Below are 17,070 nucleotides of genomic sequence, written 5' to 3' on the forward strand. Positions count from 1 at the left end.
GAAAAAAATGGGCAAGATAGGATTTACAACTACCATACCGGTGGAAGTAGTTCTGGCTGCCGGTAAAGAGCCGGTGGATTTAAATAATATATTTATAACTTCAGAAAATGCCGGTAAAATGGTGGAAATGGCGGAAGAAGCCGGTTATCCGCGCAATACCTGCGGATGGATAAAAGGGCTTTATGCAGCAGCTCTGGAAAATGATCTGGAAGCCGTGATAGCTGTTATGCATGGAGACTGCAGCAATACCCTGGCTTTGATGGAAACCCTGGAAATAAAGGGGATAAAAATAATACCGTTTGCTTTCCCTTATGAAAGGGATAGGGAGATGATTGAGCACAATATAAAAAGGCTTATGCGCTATTTTGGCGTTAGTATGGAACAGGTAATGGAGGTTAAGCAGAGGCTGGATAGGATAAGAAGGTTATGCCATAAGGTGGATGAGATGACCTGGAAGGATAACCTGGTATCAGGTTTTGAAAATCATTATTATCTGGTTTCCTCCAGTGATTTTAATGGTGATCCCTGTAAATATGAAGAGGAGATTGAAGCTTTTATTGCCAGGGCTTATGAACGCAAGCCCTATAAGGATAAGGTAAGGCTTGCCTATATAGGGGTTCCCCCGATATTCACAGATTTTTACCAGGTTCTGGAGGATATGGGGGCCAGGGTAGTATACAATGAGGTGCAGAGGCAGTTTTCTATGCCTTTTCCTTCTGATGATATATTCGACCAGTATCTTAAATACACTTATCCTTATGGCGCTTTTGCCAGGCTTGAGGATATAATGCAGGAAATAGATAAAAGAAGGGTGGATGGGGTAATTCACTATACCCAGACCTTCTGTTTCCGGCAGATTGAAGATTTGATCTACCGGGAAAAGATTAAGATCCCTTTTCTGACTCTGGAGGGGGACAAGCCGGGAAAGCTTGATGCCAGAAGCCGCATGAGGCTAGAAGCCTTTATAAATATGCTAAAAGAGTAAGGATAGGGTGATATTTATGCTGGGAATAGATTTAGGCTCCCGCAGTGTGAAAATGGTACAGTTTAAGGAAGGAAAGATGGTAAAGAGCGAGGTTTATGATACCATCTGGTTTTACAGGCGCTATGCTGGCAAGGGAGAAGGAACCCTTAAAGTAGATGCAAAGGAGCTAGGTTTTGGTGATGACAGAATAGTAGCTACCGGCTATGGAAAGATTACCATCCAGGTTGCCGGTGCTCAACATATACCGGAAATTCAGGCTCATGTAAAAGGAGCGATATTTCAGAGCGGACTTAAAGATTTTACCCTCATAGATATTGGAGGCCAGGATACCAAGGTTATACAGGTTAGAGATGGACGGGCGGTAGATTTTATGACCAATGACCGCTGTGCAGCCAGCTCAGGCAGATACATGGAAAATATGGCCTCTATCCTGGGGATAAGCCTGGAGGAACTGTCTTCTTACAGCCAAAACCCGGTGGAATTAAACTCTACCTGTGCTATTTTCGGCGAAACCGAGATAATAGCCAGAATTGTGGAAGGCTATTCTATTCCCGAACTGGCAGCAGGAGTCAATTATGCGCTTTACCGGCGGTTTGCTTCTTATCTGAAGAAAATGAAAAGCGATGTGCTTCTTTTTTCGGGAGGAGGGGCATTTAACTCTGCTCTCCTTAGTATAACGGGAAAGGAAACGGGGGCGGAAGTGATAAGGCTTCCCTATCCCCAGCTTAATGGGGCTATTGGGTGCTGCATATGGGGAGATGAAAAGATATGAGGTTTACCGTAATTGGATGCTGGGCACCTTATCCCAAAAAGGGAGAAGCCTGTTCCGGGTATTTGCTGCAGGAGAAAGATATCTCTCTGCTTTTGGACTGCGGACACGGGGTTTTTTCATGTTTGGGAAACTATATAGACTATAATTTTTTGGATGGGGTTTTTATAAGCCATTTTCACCCTGATCATTATGTCGATTTATATGCTCTAAGACATGCCGTAAGAGGAGCTTTCGTGCTAAAAAGGCGTACCCATAAGCTTAAGGTTTTTATTCCGGAAAAACCGGAAAAAGAGTACGAGTATTTTAAACAGGTTCCGGAATTTGAGGTTATAAAGGTCAGGGATGGATTAAAAGTAAAAGCCGGGGATATCGATTTGAGTTTTTTCAGCACCTGTCATGCTATTCCATCTTATGGGGTGGTGCTGGAAAGCGGGGGAAAAAAGGTTTTGTATACCGGCGATACTTCGCTTTTTCCTGGACTGTATAAAGGAAAATCAGATGTGGATCTTCTGGTAGCTGAGTGCTGCCTTTTCAAATCGGAAACCGAATATGCAAGAAAGATGGGGCATATGACTACTAATGATGTGGCAGCTCTGGCTGACAAGCTGCAGGCGAAAGCTCTGCTGGCTACTCATTTCTGGCCGGAATATGAGGTAGAAAAACTTAAAAAGGAAATAGAAGAGGCATATAAAGGGAAGCTTTTTATGGCTGAGGCTGGTTTAAGAATAGATATATGATGGTGGAGAGGATGTCTATGCGCACGATTGCAGCAGAAGTGATAAAAAACGGGGTATGTCAGGCGGTTATAGATGCTAATATTAGGCTGCCTGATGATATAAGACAGGGGCTTAAAAAAGCATATGAGGAAGAAGAAGGAATTGCCCGCAGAATACTTGAAATACTCCTTGCCAATGCTGATATGGCTGTAAAAGAGAAGATGCCCTTGTGCCAGGATACAGGAATGGTGGTAGTAGAAGTTAAACTGGGACAGGAGGTTATAATAAGCGGGGGGAGCCTAACAGAAGCAGTAAATGAAGGCATAAGAGAAGGGTACAGGAAAGCTTATTTCAGGCCTTCAGTTGTAAATGATCCCCTTGTGCGGCAGAATACCCGTGATAATACTCCGGGAATAATCCATATTGAGCTGGTGCCGGGAGAGAATATTGAGATAAGCGTATTGCCCAAAGGGGCAGGCAGTGAAAATATGGGCAAGGTTGCCATGCTGAAGCCTTCCCAGGGAGTGGAAGGGATAAAGGAGTTTGTCGTTAAAGCGGTAGAGGAAGCAGGGGCTAATCCGTGCCCTCCTGTTATTGTGGGGGTAGGGATAGGAGGCAATATGGAAAAGGCTGCTTATCTTGCCAAAAAAGCGCTTATGAGGCCAATTGATGTGCGCAGTGAAAGGGAGGATGTAAAAAAACTGGAAGAGGAACTGCTTTTTGCAATTAATGCCTTAAATATTGGCCCCCAGGGGTTGGGAGGGAAAACTACGGCACTGGCGGTAAATATAGAAACTTATCCTACCCATATAGCAAGCCTTCCGGTAGCAGTAAACCTGGGATGTCATGCTACCAGAAGAGCAAAGGTGGTAATTTAGGGAGGGCAGTTATGAAGATAATCAAAGCACCGGTTAGTGATGAAGATATATTGAACCTTAAAATGGGAGAAGAGGTGCTGGTAGAAGGGACAGTTTATGCAGCCAGGGATGCTGCTCATAAACGGATGACAGAAAGTCTGCAAAAAGGAGAATCCCTGCCGTTTGATATTAAAGGGCAGATAATATATTATGTAGGGCCCTGTCCTGCTCCCCCGGGAAAAATTATTGGTTCTGCCGGACCGACTACCAGTGGCAGGATGGACAGTTATACGCCCCTTCTTTTAAGCTGTGGGCTAAAGGTGATGATCGGCAAGGGAGAACGTTCAGCTGAGGTAATCGAAGCCATGAAAAAATATGGCTCTGTCTATCTGGCAGCAGTGGGAGGAGCTGGAGTTTATTTGGCACACAAAATAAAAGAGGTGGAAGTGATAGCCTATAAGGATTTGGGTCCGGAGGCACTGCTGAAATTAAAGGTGGAAAATTTCCCGTGTATTGTGGCTATAGATGCAAAAGGAAATAATATTTATAATAGGGAATAGAAACTTATGGAAAAAATAAACGTTATGGAGGTATTTTATGCAAAGGCCTAGCAACCGTGCAGCTGATGAAATGAGACCGGTAAGGATTATCCCGGGTTTTGTAAAACATCCTGATGGCTCAGTGCTTATTGAGGTGGGAGATACCAGGGTATTGTGTTCGGCTTTTATCGAAGATAAAGTTCCTCCTTTTCTGAAAGGTACGGGAAGCGGGTGGGTTACTGCTGAATATTCCCTGCTGCCTGCATCAACAGTTACCAGGACGCCGCGGGAAGTAAGCAAAGGAAGGATAAGCGGGCGCACTTCAGAAATCCAAAGGCTTATCGGCAGAGCATTAAGGGGGATAGTAGATCTTAATGCTTTGGGAGAACGAACCGTCTGGATTGACTGTGATGTTATCCAGGCAGATGGAGGGACCAGAACTGCTTCCATAACTGGCAGTTTTGTCGCTTTGTTTTTAGCCCTGCAGAAGCTCAAAAATGAAGGGGTTATTGAGACGATACCGATTAAAGATTATGTGGCAGCTATCAGTGTAGGTATTTATGAGGGGGTACCCATTCTGGACCTGGAATATGCAGAAGATTCAGCAGCTGAAGTAGATATGAATGTGGTGATGACCGGAAAGGGAGAATTTGTTGAGGTGCAGGGAACAGGAGAAGGAAGGCCTTTTAGCCGGGAAGAGCTTGATGATATGCTTGCTTTGGCAGCAGCAGGCATAGAAAGGCTTATTGAAATGCAAAAAGAAATTGTAGGAGAGATAAAATATGAGAAAGATACTCCTTATGACCAGGAATCAGAAGAAGAAGAAGGAACTTGCGGAGATACTGTCTGACCTTAAGGTACAGGTTATTACGCTGGAAGAAATAGATGTAGAAGTGCCGGAGATTGAAGAAGATGGCGCTACTTTTGAAGAAAATGCGGTTAAAAAGGCTTCCATAACGGCTAAAATTACTGGATATATATGTTTGGCTGATGATTCCGGTTTGATGGTAGATGCTCTGGATGGCAGGCCGGGGGTTTATTCCGCTCGTTTTGCAGGAGAAAAAGCAACTGATGAGCAGAATAACCTGAAGCTTTTGAAAATGCTTGCAGATATTCCAGAGGATAGAAGAACTGCCAGATTTGTATGTGTTATAGCTATTTGTACACCAGAAGGAGAAACTTTTACAGTAAGAGGCGAATGTGAAGGGAAAATAGCTTTTGCTCCGCGTGGAGACAAAGGTTTTGGCTATGATCCACTTTTTATTCCGGAAGGTTATAATGCTACCTTTGCTGAACTTGATGCCGGGGAAAAAAGCCGAATAAGCCATCGAGGAAAAGCCTTGGCGAAAGCGGTGGCTGTTATCAAGGAACTTGTAAGCAGGGATGTATGATGTGGAAGGCTTTGGATTACAAAAGAATTGCTGTTTTAGGGGATACCCACAACAACATAGATCATCTGGCTGCCATGCTTAAAAGGCAGGAAGTTGAATATTTTTTATTTACCGGTGATTATTATGATGATGCAATAAGGTTAGCCAGGGAGGCCAGGATTGGATTTACCGGTGTTCTGGGGAACTGTGACCTTATAAACGGAAAGACCGGGGCTTCTCTGGAAGAATATATTGATATAGGGGGTAAAAAAGTTTATCTTCTGCACGGGCATCAGTACCGGGTAAAGGAAGGTTTAAATGCTCTTTATTACAGGGCACTGGAAGTTGAGGCTGATGTAGTAATATTTGGACATACCCATGTGCCTTTTTGTGAGAGGATTGGTGATATACTTTTTTTAAACCCAGGCAGCCCAGCAAAGCCCAGACAAAGATTAAAAGGTACATATATGCTTATCGACACGGGAAAAGATTATTTTGATATCAAATTAATCGAAAAATAATATTTTGAATATAAATAAAGTTGTGAAAATTTTAACTTAAAAAAGTCTTGTCAAGAGGAAGAAGAATTTTATATAATTGTCCAAAAGATGTAAATAAAGAGTTAATTCTATGAATTGGATTTTTATTTTCAATAAAACTGAATACTTTCGGATGAAGGATATGAGAGAGGATTTTTTAAAAAATCGCCGAAGAGGCAAGCCTTTGATCGGCATAATCAAAGGTGGAACTTTCAGGCAAAAGGATCATATCCAGACGAAGCCCTGAAGAAGCAATTTCGACAGGGAAGAAAATGCCACATTTTCTTCCCTGTCGAAATTTTTTATGTATACACATTTTACATAATATTATAGGCTCACCGTTTTTTTACTTCCGATATAGACATCATTGTATACCACCTGTTTAAAAGGGAAAGCTAAAATAAAGCAAAGAGGAGGCAGAAGGAAAGTGAATGCTCTTTATGATGTTAAGAAAGCTAATCTGCTTTACGGCAAAGTGATAAGAGATCAGATTTTGTCTGAAGTTGCTGCTGAAATAGAGGAACTCAAGAAACAGCATGTAGCACCTTTCCTTATGACGATTGAAGTTGGGAATGATCCGGCGACTGCTGTTTACAAGGAATCGCAGCGCAAGCTGGCAGCTCAGATTGGTATAAATTATGAAACTATTGAGCTTTCCCGCAATACTTCCGAAGAAAGGCTTCTTAAGATGATTGACCGCATAAACCGCGACCCTGTTATAAATGGGCTTATGGTGCATATGCCGCTTCCGGAACATATTGATGCACGCAAGGTACAGTGGAGCATAAACAGCCTTAAAGATGTAGAAGGGGTAACTCCCTATAATATGGGTAAACTCTTTTTGGGAGCAGAAGCGCTTTATCCATGTACAGCCGAGTCTATAATGGCTTTGATAAGGTCGACCGGGGTTGATCTTAAAGGAAAAGAGGTTACCGTAGTAGGAAGCAGCTCTATCGTTGGAAGGCCGGTAGCCACTATGCTGCTTAAGGAAGAAGCGACAGTTTCTATATGCCACTATCAAACTTCCAGGCGGGGGATGCTGGAGCACCATGTACGCAATGCGGAAATCCTGGTAGTGGCAGCTGGCGTACCGAACCTTATTCCTGGCGAATGGATCCGTGAAGGGGCTATAGTCATCGATGCTGGAATTAATCGAGTAGGCAAGGATATTGTTGGTGATGTTGATTTTGAGGGGGCTTTAAAGAAAGCCAGTTATATAACACCGGTACCCGGGGGGGTAGGAGCAGTTACCGTTGCCTATTTAATGAAAAATACGGTAACGGCACTCAAAAGACAGCTGGCAGCACAACATGGCTAAAAAGGAGGTAAAAGGTTATGAGTCTTAAAAGGACGCCCCTTTTTCCCATGCATGAGAAATATGGGGGAAAGCTTATTGATTTTGGAGGCTGGGAATTATCTGTACAGTTTGAAGGAATTATCAAAGAACACCACATGGTAAGAACTAAAGCCGGGCTTTTTGATGTTTCCCACATGGGAGAAATCGAAGTTACCGGGGAAAAAGCCGAAGATTTTGTGCAGTATCTGGTTACCAATGATGCCAAAAAGCTTAGTAACTATCAGGTTATGTATTCCCTGATGTGTTATGAAGATGGGGGAATAGTAGACGATTTGTTGGTCTATAAGTATAATCCCCATCATTTCTTCCTGGTGGTAAACGCGGCGAATGTAGAAAAAGATTTTGCATGGATAAAGGAACATGCTTTTTCTGGAGTAGAAGTGAAGAATGTTTCTGACCAGTATGCACAGCTTGCCCTGCAGGGGCCAAAAGCACAGGAGATTTTGCAGAAACTGACGGATACTGATCTGGAAACCATTGATTTCTTCTGGTTTAATCCGGATGTAAAAGTGGCTGGGGTCAGCTGTATAGTTTCCCGTACTGGTTATACCGGGGAAGATGGTTTTGAAATTTATATAAGGCCTGAAGATGCTGTACATGTTTGGGAAGAGATACTTAAAGCGGGAGGTGAGGATGTAGTACCAGTAGGGTTGGGAGCTCGCGACACTTTAAGGTTTGAAGCCAAACTTCCTTTATATGGGCAGGAAATAGATAAGGATATTACCCCGCTGGAAGCAGGTTTGGGATATTTTGTAAAGCTTAAATCGGAAGATGATTTTATTGGCAAAAATGCTCTTTTAAGGCAGAAAGAAGAAGGCTTAAAACGCATCCTGGTTGAGTTTGAAATGATAGGCAAGGGGATACCGCGCCATGGTTATGAAGTATATAAAGATGGGGAAAAAATAGGCTGGGTAACCAGTGGTGCCCATTCTCCCACTTTTGACAGGAGCATAGGCCTGGCGCTGATAAAGAAAGATTACAGTTCTGAAGGTACCGAGATTGATATTATGATTCGCAATAAGCCGGTAAAGGCACGGGTAATGAAAAATTCTTTTTATCAAAAACAAACCAGAAACAAAAAAAATAAATAAAAACGGAGGGATATATTATGCGTACTGAAAAAGATTTGCTTTATACTGAAAATCACGAATGGCTGAAAGTAGAAGGAGATAAAGCTTATATAGGCATAACGGATTATGCACAGGAACATTTGGGAGATATAGTTTTTGTTGAATTACCGGAAGTAGATGCTGAATTTGACGCTGATGAAGGGATTGCCGTGGTAGAATCGGTAAAAGCAGTTTCTTCTGTTTATACACCGGTATCCTGCATTATAGTAGAAGTAAATGAAGAGCTGGAAGGGTCTCCTGAACTGCTGAATGAGGATTGTTATGCTAACTGGATTGCACTTATCGAAATAAAAGACAAATCTGGTTTGGATAAACTCATGAATGCGGAAGCTTATGAAGCTTTTTGCGCTGAGCAGGAAGAGTAATCTTTTAGGGAGGAGATATTGATGAGATATACTCCTAATCCTCCGCAGGTAGCCGAGGAGATGTTAAAAAGCATTGGGTTCAGCTCTTTTGAAGATTTATTTGCTGATATTCCAGAAGAGGTAAAGCTTAAAAGGGAGCTTGATTTACCTCCTGGTTTAAGCGAGATAGAAGTAAGGCGCGAACTTATCAATAAGGCCAGGCGAAATATAACTGTAGATGAATACCCTTGTTTCCTGGGGGCAGGAGCATACGACCACTTTGTTCCAGCGGTGGTGGACCAGATTCTCCTGAGATCTGAATTTTATACTGCCTATACTCCTTATCAGCCAGAGATAAGCCAGGGAATACTCCAGTCCATTTTTGAATATCAGACTATGATATGCAATCTCACCGGACTTGAGGTTTCCAATGCCTCCATGTATGATGGGGGCACTGCCCTGGCGGAAGCCTGTCAGGTAGCCGCTTCTAGCAAGGCTAAAAAGATAGTGGTGCCGGATACTATTCATCCGGAAAACCTGTCTATACTAAAAACCTATGAGCTGTCAGGAAAGTTCTATCTTGAAGTGGTGCCTGGAAGAAACGGTTTTATGGATGTAGAGGCGATGAAAGAAAAGATAGATAAAGAGACAGCCGGGGTAATTGTTCAGCAGCCTAATTTTTACGGATTATTGGAAGCGGGAATTGAAGAACTGGCTGAGAAAGTACATCAAAACAAAGGGCTTTTGATAATGAGCGTTGATCCTATTTCCCTGGCCATTCTTAAATCTCCTGCCGAATATGGAGCTGATATAGCAGTAGGGGATGGGCAGGTTTTAGGAAACAGCTTAAGTTTTGGCGGACCTTATCTGGGATTTTTTGCAGCCAGTGAGAAGCTCCTTCGCAAAATTCCGGGAAGGATTGTAGGCCAGTCAGTAGACAGCGAAGGCAAGAGGGCTTTTGTCCTCACTTTACAGGCCAGGGAACAGCATATAAGGAGAGAAAAGGCAAGTTCCAATATCTGTTCTAACCAGGCTTTATGTGCCCTGGCGGCCACTATTTATCTAAGCCTTATAGGGCCGGAAGGATTGAAAAACATTGCCTTAAGGTCTCACCAGATGGCAGTGTATGCAAAAAATGAGTTTCTTAAAAAAGGTTTTCAGCTTAAATATGAAGGTCCATTTTTCCGGGAGTTTGCTGTAAAAATGGATAATCCGGGGGAAATGAACCGCAGGCTGCTTGCCAATGGTATTATAGGCGGATATGAGCTGAAGGATGCCATGCTTGTGGCTTTTACGGAAAAACGGACCAAAGCGGAAATTGATAAGCTGATTGCCGTGTTAGGAGGGGAAAAATGATGAGTAAACTTATATTTGAAAAGCATGTACCGGGCAGTAATTCATTCAGCCTTCCCTCCTGTGAAGTTCCGGAAACCTTAGAAATTCCTCAGGATTTTATGCGCAGTACCGGCCTAAACCTTCCGGAAGTGAGTGAAGTTGAAGTAGTAAGGCATTTTACTGATCTTTCTAAAAAGGCTTATGGTGTTGACAGCGGTTTTTATCCTTTAGGCTCGTGCACCATGAAGTATAATCCGAAAGTTGATGAATGGGCAGCGCGTCTTCCGGGATTTGCTAATATTCATCCTTATCAGCCGGAAGAAACGGTGCAGGGAGCTCTGGAGCTCATGTATGAAATGGAAAAGATGTGCTGTGAAATTGCCGGGATGGACAGGTTTACCCTGCAGCCAGCTGCCGGTGCTCATGGTGAAATGACCGGGGTAATGATAATAAAGGCTTATCATAAAAAACGGGGAGATGAAAAGAGAACCAAAATTCTGGTGCCTGACTCCGCACATGGCACTAACCCGGCTACTGCTAATGTAGTAGGTTTTGATGTAGTAGAAGTAAAATCCAATGCCAGAGGCCTGGTCGATATTGAGGACCTGAAAGCCAAGATGAATGACGAAGTGGCCGGGCTTATGCTGACCAATCCCAATACTCTGGGATTGTTTGAAGAGGAAATTGTGACTATTGCTTCCATTGTTCATGAGGGTGGCGGCCTTCTCTATTATGACGGAGCTAACCTCAATGCCATTATGGGAGTATGCCGGCCCGGGGATATGGGATTTGATATTGTACACCTGAACCTGCACAAGACTTTTGCTACCCCGCATGGCGGAGGCGGGCCAGGTTCAGGGCCGGTAGGGGTAAAAGCGCATTTGGCAGAATTTTTGCCAGTACCGCTGGTGGAGAAAAAAGGCGATAAATATGTACTTGATTATGACCGGCCTATGTCTATAGGTAAAGTAAAAAATTTCTACGGCAATTTTGGGGTAGTAGTCAAGGCTTATACCTATATCAAGTCTTTAGGACGGGATGGATTAAAAGATGTCGCTTATAATGCTGTGCTTAATGCAAATTATCTGCGGCACCACCTGAGCAAGTACTACCATATACCTTATAACCGTCTATGCAAACACGAGTTTATAGCTAATTCCAAATTCCAGCTGGAGAAAAACCATGTTACTACTATGGATATAGCCAAGAGGCTTCTGGATTATGGCTATCATCCGCCGACCGTTTACTTCCCGCTTATAGTAAATGAGGCTTTGATGATTGAACCTACGGAGACAGAAAGTAAAGAAAGGCTGGACAGTTTTATAAAAGCCATGATCGATATTGCCAAAGAAGCGGAAGAGGACCCGGAAAAGGTCAAGAATGCCCCGCATACTACGGTAGTAAAAAGAATTGATGAAGTGGGGGCAGCCCGTAATCCGATTGTAAAATGGGAGGCAGGGAAATGAAGGATTTAGTAATAATAGGCGGAGGGCCGGGTGGCTATGTGGCAGCCATCCGGGCTTCCCAGCTGGGAATGCAGGTAACCCTGATAGAGAAGGATGAGGTAGGCGGCACCTGTTTGAACCGGGGATGCATACCTACCAAAGCCTATTTCCAAAATGCCAAAGCTATCCATACTTTAAAAAGGGCGGAAGAGTTCAGCATTCAGGTTGATGGCTTTAAATTCAGTTTGGAAAAGGCCAAGGCAAGAAAGGACAGTATAGTAAATAATCTGGTTTCCGGAGTAAAACAGCTGCTCAAGGCTAACGGTGTAGAGCTTATAAAAGGAGAGGCTTCTCTGGCCGCTTCCGATGCGGTAGCTGTAAATGGAGAAGAAATCAAGGCCAAAAATATACTTATAGCTACTGGTTCTGTTCCTGCCCGCCTGCAGATAGAAGGAGCTGATCTGCCAGGAGTTATAACTAGTGATGAAGCCCTGGAACTTACAGAAGTTCCGGATAGGTTTGTTATAATTGGCGGTGGGGTTATTGGCCTGGAATTTGCCTGTATTTTTAGTGCCTTTGGCAGTAAAGTTACGGTTATAGAATATATGCCTAATATTCTTGGCAGTTTAGATAAAGAAATAAGCAAACGCATGGGTGTATTTCTTAAAAAACAGAATGTTGATGTGCATACAAGTGCAGCAGTAACCAGAATAGAAAAAAAGGATAGAGAACTTGTGGTACATGTTCAGGGGAAAAAAGAGCCTTTTACCGTAGCTGCTGATCTGGTTTTGATGTCTGCGGGAAGAAAGCCTTGCATAAAAGGGTTAAATCTTGATAAAGTAGGAGTAGAAACCGAACGGGATTTTATAAAAGTGGATGAAAATTATCAGACGAGTGTTAAAGGGATATATGCTATAGGAGATGTTATTGGAGGACAGATGCTTGCCCACAAGGCATCAGAAGAAGGTATAGCAGCTGTAGAGAAAATGGCAGGCATAAATACTTCTGTTTATTATCATGCTGTACCGGGATGTATATTTACTTTCCCTGAGATTGCCACAGTAGGTATGAGTGAGGAAGAAGCACAAAGTAAAGGAATAGCCTATAAAACAGGTAAGTTCCAGTTTGCTGCCAACGGCAAGGCTATGACTATGGGTGAGGCAGAAGGTTTGGTGAAGATTTTGGCGGATGAAAATGATATAATTATTGGGGTACATATTATTGGCCCCCATGCGAGTGACCTTATCCTGGAAGGAACCATGATGGTTAAAAACCGTATGCGGATAAAGGATGTTATAGGAACTATCCATCCTCATCCTACCCTGGGAGAAGCTATCATGGAAGCAGTTCTGGATGTTCACGGCGAAGCTATACATCTAGCTCCGCGTAAAAAATAAGTCTAGCAAAGGAGGAGTTATTCTGTTATGATGGACAAGCTGGTTGCTCAGTATATTGAGGAGGAACTGGAAAGGCAGCAGAATGGTTTGGAGATGATTGCTTCTGAAAACTTTGCCAGCATGGAAGTAATCAAGACTATGGGAAGTATACTTACCAACAAATATGCTGAAGGGTATCCGGGCAAAAGATATTACGGGGGCTGTTATGTAGTTGATAAAATAGAACAGCTGGCTATAGATCGGGCCAAAGAACTTTTCAAGGCTGAACATGCTAATGTCCAGCCTCACAGTGGAGCTAATGCTAACCTGGCGGTATTTTTGGCCATAATGAATCCGGGAGATACTTTTTTGGGCATGGACCTTACCAATGGCGGACATTTGACCCATGGCTCACCGGTTAATATTTCCGGAAAATATTTTAATGTAGTATCTTATGGGGTAAATGAACAGGGATTTATTGATTATGATGATGTAGAAGAAAAAGCCCTTAAATATAAACCGAAGATGATTCTGGCAGGTTCTTCTGCTTATCCAAGGGTTATAGACTTTAAGAGATTTCGGGAAATTGCGGATAAAGTCGGCGCTTACCTCATGGTAGACATGGCCCATATTGCAGGTTTGGTAGCAGCAGGGATACATCCTTCTCCGGTAGAATATGCTGATTTTGTTACTTCCACTACCCATAAGACTTTAAGAGGGCCTAGAGGCGGGCTAATCCTGTGCAAGGAAAAATATGCCAAAGATATAGATAAGGCTGTTTTCCCGGGAACGCAGGGAGGGCCATTGGAACACATCATTGCTGCTAAAGCGGTATGCTTCTTTGAAGCTATGCAGCCGTCTTTTGTTGAATATCAGAAGCAGGTAGTAAAGAATGCATCCGTGCTGGCCAATGCTTTAATGGAAAAAGGATTCAAGATTGTATCTGGCGGGACCGACAACCACCTTATGCTTATAGATCTTACCAATATTGAAGGTATGACCGGCAAGAAAGCAGAGCAGCTTTTAGAAGAAGTAGGAATAACAGTTAATAAAAACACTATACCCGGGGAAACCAGAAGCCCGTTTGTCACCAGCGGTATAAGGGTGGGAACTCCGGCGCTTACTACCCGCGGCATGAAGGAAGAAGAAATGCTTATTATTGCTGACCTTTTCTACAAAGCCTTATTCGAAGAAGGCAAGCATGTTGATTATATTAAGGAACAGGTGCGCATACTCTGCAAGAAATATCCGCTTTATGCTTAATACCAGCAATATTTCCGATAACATTTCAAAAAGACCGGTATGTTTATACTGGTCTTTTTTCTAGATGATGGCGGTTTGAAGGAGGAGAATATCATGATAAAAATAAACAACACTTCTAATGACCCTTATTTCAATATGGCATTAGATGAGTATGCTACCAAAAATTTTACGGAAGGGACGGTTTTTTATTTTTACCAGAATAAGCCTACTGTAGTTATAGGCCGCAATCAGAATGCTTTTGAAGAAGTAAACCTTGATTTTGTAAAGAAGAGAGGGATCGAGGTAGTAAGGCGCATATCAGGAGGAGGAGCTGTTTATCACGATCTGGGAAATTTAAATTTTACTTTTATAGCCGATGCCGGTGAACACACCAGCTTTGATTTTGTAAAATTTACCCGTCCGGTAATAAAAGCCCTGGAGAAAATAGGCATCCAGGCTGAACATACCGGGCGCAATGATATAACTATCGAGGGCAAAAAATTTTCCGGCAATGCCCAGTACCGCTATAAAAACCGGGTGATGCACCATGGGACTATCCTGTTTGATGTCAATATTGAAGATATGGTGCAGGCACTTAATGTAGATCCGGACAAGATGGTTTCCAAAGGGGTAAAGTCGGTACGCAGCCGGGTAACCAACATAAGTGAGCATCTGGCTTTTCCCATGTCGGTTGAGGATTTTAAAAAGATTTTAACCGAAACTATCCTGGAGGAAGAAGATTTTAACCAGGAATATGAATTGACGGCAGAAGATTTAAAAGCTATAAATGAACTCAGGGATAAAAAGTTTAAAACCTGGGAATGGATTTACGGTACTTCTCCGGCTTTTAATGTGCAGAAAAAAATGCGCTTTGACTGGGGAAGCATGGATATAAGGCTTAATGTGGAAAAAGGGGTTATTAAAGGCTGCAGGATATATGGAGATTTTTTTGCTGCTAAAGAAATAGAAGAGTTTGAGAAATTGCTGCTTGGCACACGTTATGCCGAAGAAGATATAAAAGAAAGGATAAATGAAATAGAGGTGGCAGACTACCTGCCTGCTGCTTCCAGGGAGGATTTGCTGAAGGTTTTGCTGATGTGATGCAGCATGGATTTGTAAGGAGGCCGAAGAAATTGAAACTGGAGCTGGTTGCAGGCAATACCTGCTGTATAAATTTTCCCAGCTTGATTGGCGTCTATATTTTCCCTGATGAGAGTTGCCTGCTTATTGACAGCAGTGCCAGCCGTGCTTTTGCCCAAAAAGCCAAAAAAGTCCTGGATGAAGAAAAACTTAAGGTAAGGGCTATATTTAATACCCATGCCCATGCCGATCATAGTGGAGGAAACCGGTTTTTTCAGGAAACGTATGGATGCGATATTTATGCTACCTCTTTTGAAGCAGCCTTTATTGAAAATGAGCTTTTAGGCCCTTTTTGCCTCTATACAGCAAGCCCGGTTGATATGCTGCGCAACAAATTTCTGATGCCTGAGCCCAGCCAGGTTACCCATAAGGTAAAACCTGGAGAACTGGTTATAAATGAAAAGGGTTTTAAAGTGCTTGACCTGGCTGGCCATGCTATGGAACATGCAGGGCTGGTTACCCCGGATGGGGTGCTTTTCAGCGGAGATGCGGTGATAACGGAACATAATCTGGAAAAATTCCCTTTTGTTTATATGGCTGATATGGGTAAACACCTCGATACTTTGCGGTATCTAAGGGAAAATATTTATCCTTATACGGTAGTTGCCCATGGAGGAGTATTAAACGATGTAAGAGAAACCATAATCAAGAATGAAGAGATAATAAAATGTATTTTAGACGTAATCCAGGAATTTATAAAAGTCCCCCGCAGCCGGGAAGAGATTGTGGCTCGGGTGATAAAAGAGATGGCTCTTCCTGATAACCGCAATCAGTACATACTTATTTCAGGAACTGTCTCTTCCTATCTTTCCTATCTGTGCAACTGCAAAAAAGCCAGGATATTTACGGAAAATAATAATTTAAAATGGGTTTTATCTGGTAAATAAAAACTTTAAGTTCCCGGTTTTTAAAACCGGGAATTTTTTATGGGCAGGTTGTTTATAAAGGAAAAATAAGGTAAAATCATGATGGAGCATGAAAAGTGGCTTTTGAGGAGATGAAAAAATGATAAAAAGGAGCAAGGTTGATTTTAATAAAGTAGATAAAGTTTTGCCCGGACTAGGAGATATTTTTGTCCCTTATCGGGCTAAAATTGTGGCAGCCTATCTTTTTGGTTCTTATGCTGCGGGAAGGGTTACCCCGCTCAGTGATATTGACATAGCGGTATTATTGAGTGATGATATGCCGGAAGAAGAGTATTTGCATTTGAGATCAGAGCTTTATGCTGATTTGAGCAAATTTCTGGGGACTGATGAAATTGATATTATATTTTTAAATAATGCGCCTTTAAGTATGCAGTACGGGGTTTTAAAAGATAAAAAGGTTTTATATTGTTCTGATTGGGAGAAGATGATTGATTTTGAAAGCAGGGTGATAAAGCTGTATCTTGATATAAAACTGCTCAGAGATGAGTTTAACCAGGAGTTTTTAAAAAGGGCAGGTGATTTTATTGGATGAAAAGCTGATAAGCCAGCTCAGGTATCTGCTGAAGTACATCAGCCGTTTAAAGGAGATGGCTGCCAAAAGCAAGGAGGAATATATGGCTGATGATATATACAAGGCGGCTGCTGAACGCTATTTACAGCTGGCCATTGAAACCTGTATAAATATTGGGAACCGTATAGCAGCCCGTGAACAATTAAGGTATAATTTTGCCCCTCCGGAAACTTATGCTGAAGTTTTTGAAAGGATGCAGTCTATTGGCCTTTTGCCAGCAGATTTAGCGACCAGATTAAAAAAAATGGCCCAATTTCGCAATAAACTGGTGCATGGGTACTGGGAAATTGATGATGAGATAGTTTACTGGATCCTGCAGGAAAATCTGGCGGATATAGAGATTTTTATAAAAATAGTAACTGAATATGTCAATAGAATTTAGAGGAATTTTGACTGGTTATTATACAGTGTTTTGTATACTTTGGA

The 17,070-nt window shown here is 42.4% G+C and carries 19 protein-coding genes and 1 riboswitch; all 19 genes read left to right on the forward strand.

From position 1 onward, the window contains the following. The first annotated feature begins 7 nt into the window (after positions 1–7). The 19 genes from ACZ42E_RS02095 (at position 8) to hepT (ending at position 17,026) form a co-directional block, all read left to right on the forward strand. Complete coding sequence (locus ACZ42E_RS02095) at positions 8–985, forward strand: 2-hydroxyacyl-CoA dehydratase family protein (RefSeq protein ID WP_464892806.1); 978 nt, start codon at positions 8–10, stop codon at positions 983–985. A 16-nt stretch (positions 986–1,001) separates the two neighbouring features. After that, positions 1,002–1,757 (forward strand): acyl-CoA dehydratase activase, encoded by a 756-nt coding sequence (locus tag ACZ42E_RS02100; protein WP_464892807.1) that lies wholly within the window; start codon positions 1,002–1,004, stop codon positions 1,755–1,757. Further along, on the forward strand, positions 1,754–2,494 hold the full coding sequence (locus ACZ42E_RS02105; protein WP_464892808.1) for an MBL fold metallo-hydrolase: 741 nt from the start codon (positions 1,754–1,756) through the stop codon (positions 2,492–2,494). The genes ACZ42E_RS02100 and ACZ42E_RS02105 overlap by 4 nt, the downstream gene beginning before the upstream one ends. A gap of 17 nt (positions 2,495–2,511) precedes the next feature. Next, complete coding sequence (locus ACZ42E_RS02110; protein WP_464893458.1) at positions 2,512–3,351, forward strand: fumarate hydratase; 840 nt, start codon at positions 2,512–2,514, stop codon at positions 3,349–3,351. A gap of 11 nt (positions 3,352–3,362) precedes the next feature. Continuing rightward, entirely contained in the window at positions 3,363–3,890 is a 528-nt protein-coding gene (locus ACZ42E_RS02115; protein WP_464892809.1) for a Fe-S-containing hydro-lyase, read from the forward strand. A 37-nt stretch (positions 3,891–3,927) separates the two neighbouring features. Beyond that, positions 3,928–4,719: a ribonuclease PH gene (gene rph, locus ACZ42E_RS02120; RefSeq protein WP_464892810.1), complete on the forward strand. Its 792-nt coding sequence runs from the start codon at positions 3,928–3,930 to the stop codon at positions 4,717–4,719. Further along, a complete protein-coding gene (locus tag ACZ42E_RS02125) occupies positions 4,652–5,260 on the forward strand; it encodes an XTP/dITP diphosphatase (RefSeq protein WP_464892811.1) in 609 nt (202 codons plus the stop codon). Before rph ends, ACZ42E_RS02125 begins: the two co-directional genes overlap by 68 nt. Before the next feature lie 11 nt (positions 5,261–5,271). Further along, positions 5,272–5,760 carry a metallophosphoesterase gene (locus ACZ42E_RS02130; protein ID WP_464892812.1) on the forward strand — a complete coding sequence of 163 codons (489 nt, stop codon included), beginning with the start codon at positions 5,272–5,274 and terminating at the stop codon, positions 5,758–5,760. Positions 5,761–5,911: 151 nt separating this feature from the next. Then, positions 5,912–6,016, forward strand: a riboswitch (glycine riboswitch). A 189-nt stretch (positions 6,017–6,205) separates the two neighbouring features. After that, positions 6,206–7,096 (forward strand): bifunctional 5,10-methylenetetrahydrofolate dehydrogenase/5,10-methenyltetrahydrofolate cyclohydrolase, encoded by an 891-nt coding sequence (locus ACZ42E_RS02135; RefSeq protein WP_464892813.1) that lies wholly within the window; start codon positions 6,206–6,208, stop codon positions 7,094–7,096. A 17-nt stretch (positions 7,097–7,113) separates the two neighbouring features. Beyond that, positions 7,114–8,226: a glycine cleavage system aminomethyltransferase GcvT gene (gcvT, locus tag ACZ42E_RS02140; RefSeq protein WP_464892814.1), complete on the forward strand. Its 1,113-nt coding sequence runs from the start codon at positions 7,114–7,116 to the stop codon at positions 8,224–8,226. Positions 8,227–8,243: 17 nt separating this feature from the next. Continuing rightward, entirely contained in the window at positions 8,244–8,630 is a 387-nt protein-coding gene (gene gcvH, locus ACZ42E_RS02145) for a glycine cleavage system protein GcvH (RefSeq protein ID WP_464892815.1), read from the forward strand. A gap of 21 nt (positions 8,631–8,651) precedes the next feature. Continuing rightward, the gene (gene gcvPA / locus ACZ42E_RS02150; RefSeq protein ID WP_464892816.1) at positions 8,652–9,965 is read left to right on the forward strand and encodes an aminomethyl-transferring glycine dehydrogenase subunit GcvPA; all 1,314 of its coding nucleotides are present in this window, start codon (positions 8,652–8,654) and stop codon (positions 9,963–9,965) included. Beyond that, entirely contained in the window at positions 9,965–11,410 is a 1,446-nt protein-coding gene (gene gcvPB, locus ACZ42E_RS02155) for an aminomethyl-transferring glycine dehydrogenase subunit GcvPB (RefSeq protein WP_464893459.1), read from the forward strand. The genes gcvPA and gcvPB overlap by 1 nt, the downstream gene beginning before the upstream one ends. After that, entirely contained in the window at positions 11,407–12,786 is a 1,380-nt protein-coding gene (gene lpdA / locus ACZ42E_RS02160) for a dihydrolipoyl dehydrogenase (protein WP_464892817.1), read from the forward strand. Before gcvPB ends, lpdA begins: the two co-directional genes overlap by 4 nt. 27 nt (positions 12,787–12,813) lie before the next feature. After that, a complete protein-coding gene (locus ACZ42E_RS02165) occupies positions 12,814–14,028 on the forward strand; it encodes a serine hydroxymethyltransferase (protein ID WP_464892818.1) in 1,215 nt (404 codons plus the stop codon). A 93-nt stretch (positions 14,029–14,121) separates the two neighbouring features. Next, complete coding sequence (locus ACZ42E_RS02170) at positions 14,122–15,108, forward strand: lipoate--protein ligase (protein WP_464892819.1); 987 nt, start codon at positions 14,122–14,124, stop codon at positions 15,106–15,108. 32 nt (positions 15,109–15,140) lie between these two features. Then, entirely contained in the window at positions 15,141–16,034 is an 894-nt protein-coding gene (locus ACZ42E_RS02175; protein WP_464892820.1) for an MBL fold metallo-hydrolase, read from the forward strand. Between the two features lie 118 nt (positions 16,035–16,152). Next, on the forward strand, positions 16,153–16,605 hold the full coding sequence (mntA, locus tag ACZ42E_RS02180; RefSeq protein WP_464892821.1) for a type VII toxin-antitoxin system MntA family adenylyltransferase antitoxin: 453 nt from the start codon (positions 16,153–16,155) through the stop codon (positions 16,603–16,605). Beyond that, the gene (gene hepT / locus ACZ42E_RS02185) at positions 16,598–17,026 is read left to right on the forward strand and encodes a type VII toxin-antitoxin system HepT family RNase toxin (RefSeq protein WP_464892822.1); all 429 of its coding nucleotides are present in this window, start codon (positions 16,598–16,600) and stop codon (positions 17,024–17,026) included. The genes mntA and hepT overlap by 8 nt, the downstream gene beginning before the upstream one ends. Positions 17,027–17,070: the final 44 nt, after the last annotated feature.

It is taken from the genome of Thermosyntropha tengcongensis (assembly GCF_055381335.1).

Coding starts and splice junctions, on each gene's coding strand:
- ACZ42E_RS02095 (WP_464892806.1), top strand. CDS start 8: ATGGGCAAGATAGGATTTACAACTACCATACCGGTGGAAGTAGTTCTG.
- ACZ42E_RS02100 (WP_464892807.1), top strand. CDS start 1,002: ATGCTGGGAATAGATTTAGGCTCCCGCAGTGTGAAAATGGTACAGTTT.
- ACZ42E_RS02105 (WP_464892808.1), top strand. CDS start 1,754: ATGAGGTTTACCGTAATTGGATGCTGGGCACCTTATCCCAAAAAGGGA.
- ACZ42E_RS02110 (WP_464893458.1), top strand. CDS start 2,512: ATGCGCACGATTGCAGCAGAAGTGATAAAAAACGGGGTATGTCAGGCG.
- ACZ42E_RS02115 (WP_464892809.1), top strand. CDS start 3,363: ATGAAGATAATCAAAGCACCGGTTAGTGATGAAGATATATTGAACCTT.
- rph (WP_464892810.1), top strand. CDS start 3,928: ATGCAAAGGCCTAGCAACCGTGCAGCTGATGAAATGAGACCGGTAAGG.
- ACZ42E_RS02125 (WP_464892811.1), top strand. CDS start 4,652: ATGAGAAAGATACTCCTTATGACCAGGAATCAGAAGAAGAAGAAGGAA.
- gcvT (WP_464892814.1), top strand. CDS start 7,114: ATGAGTCTTAAAAGGACGCCCCTTTTTCCCATGCATGAGAAATATGGG.
- gcvH (WP_464892815.1), top strand. CDS start 8,244: ATGCGTACTGAAAAAGATTTGCTTTATACTGAAAATCACGAATGGCTG.
- gcvPA (WP_464892816.1), top strand. CDS start 8,652: ATGAGATATACTCCTAATCCTCCGCAGGTAGCCGAGGAGATGTTAAAA.
- gcvPB (WP_464893459.1), top strand. CDS start 9,965: ATGAGTAAACTTATATTTGAAAAGCATGTACCGGGCAGTAATTCATTC.
- lpdA (WP_464892817.1), top strand. CDS start 11,407: ATGAAGGATTTAGTAATAATAGGCGGAGGGCCGGGTGGCTATGTGGCA.
- ACZ42E_RS02165 (WP_464892818.1), top strand. CDS start 12,814: ATGATGGACAAGCTGGTTGCTCAGTATATTGAGGAGGAACTGGAAAGG.
- ACZ42E_RS02170 (WP_464892819.1), top strand. CDS start 14,122: ATGATAAAAATAAACAACACTTCTAATGACCCTTATTTCAATATGGCA.
- mntA (WP_464892821.1), top strand. CDS start 16,153: ATGATAAAAAGGAGCAAGGTTGATTTTAATAAAGTAGATAAAGTTTTG.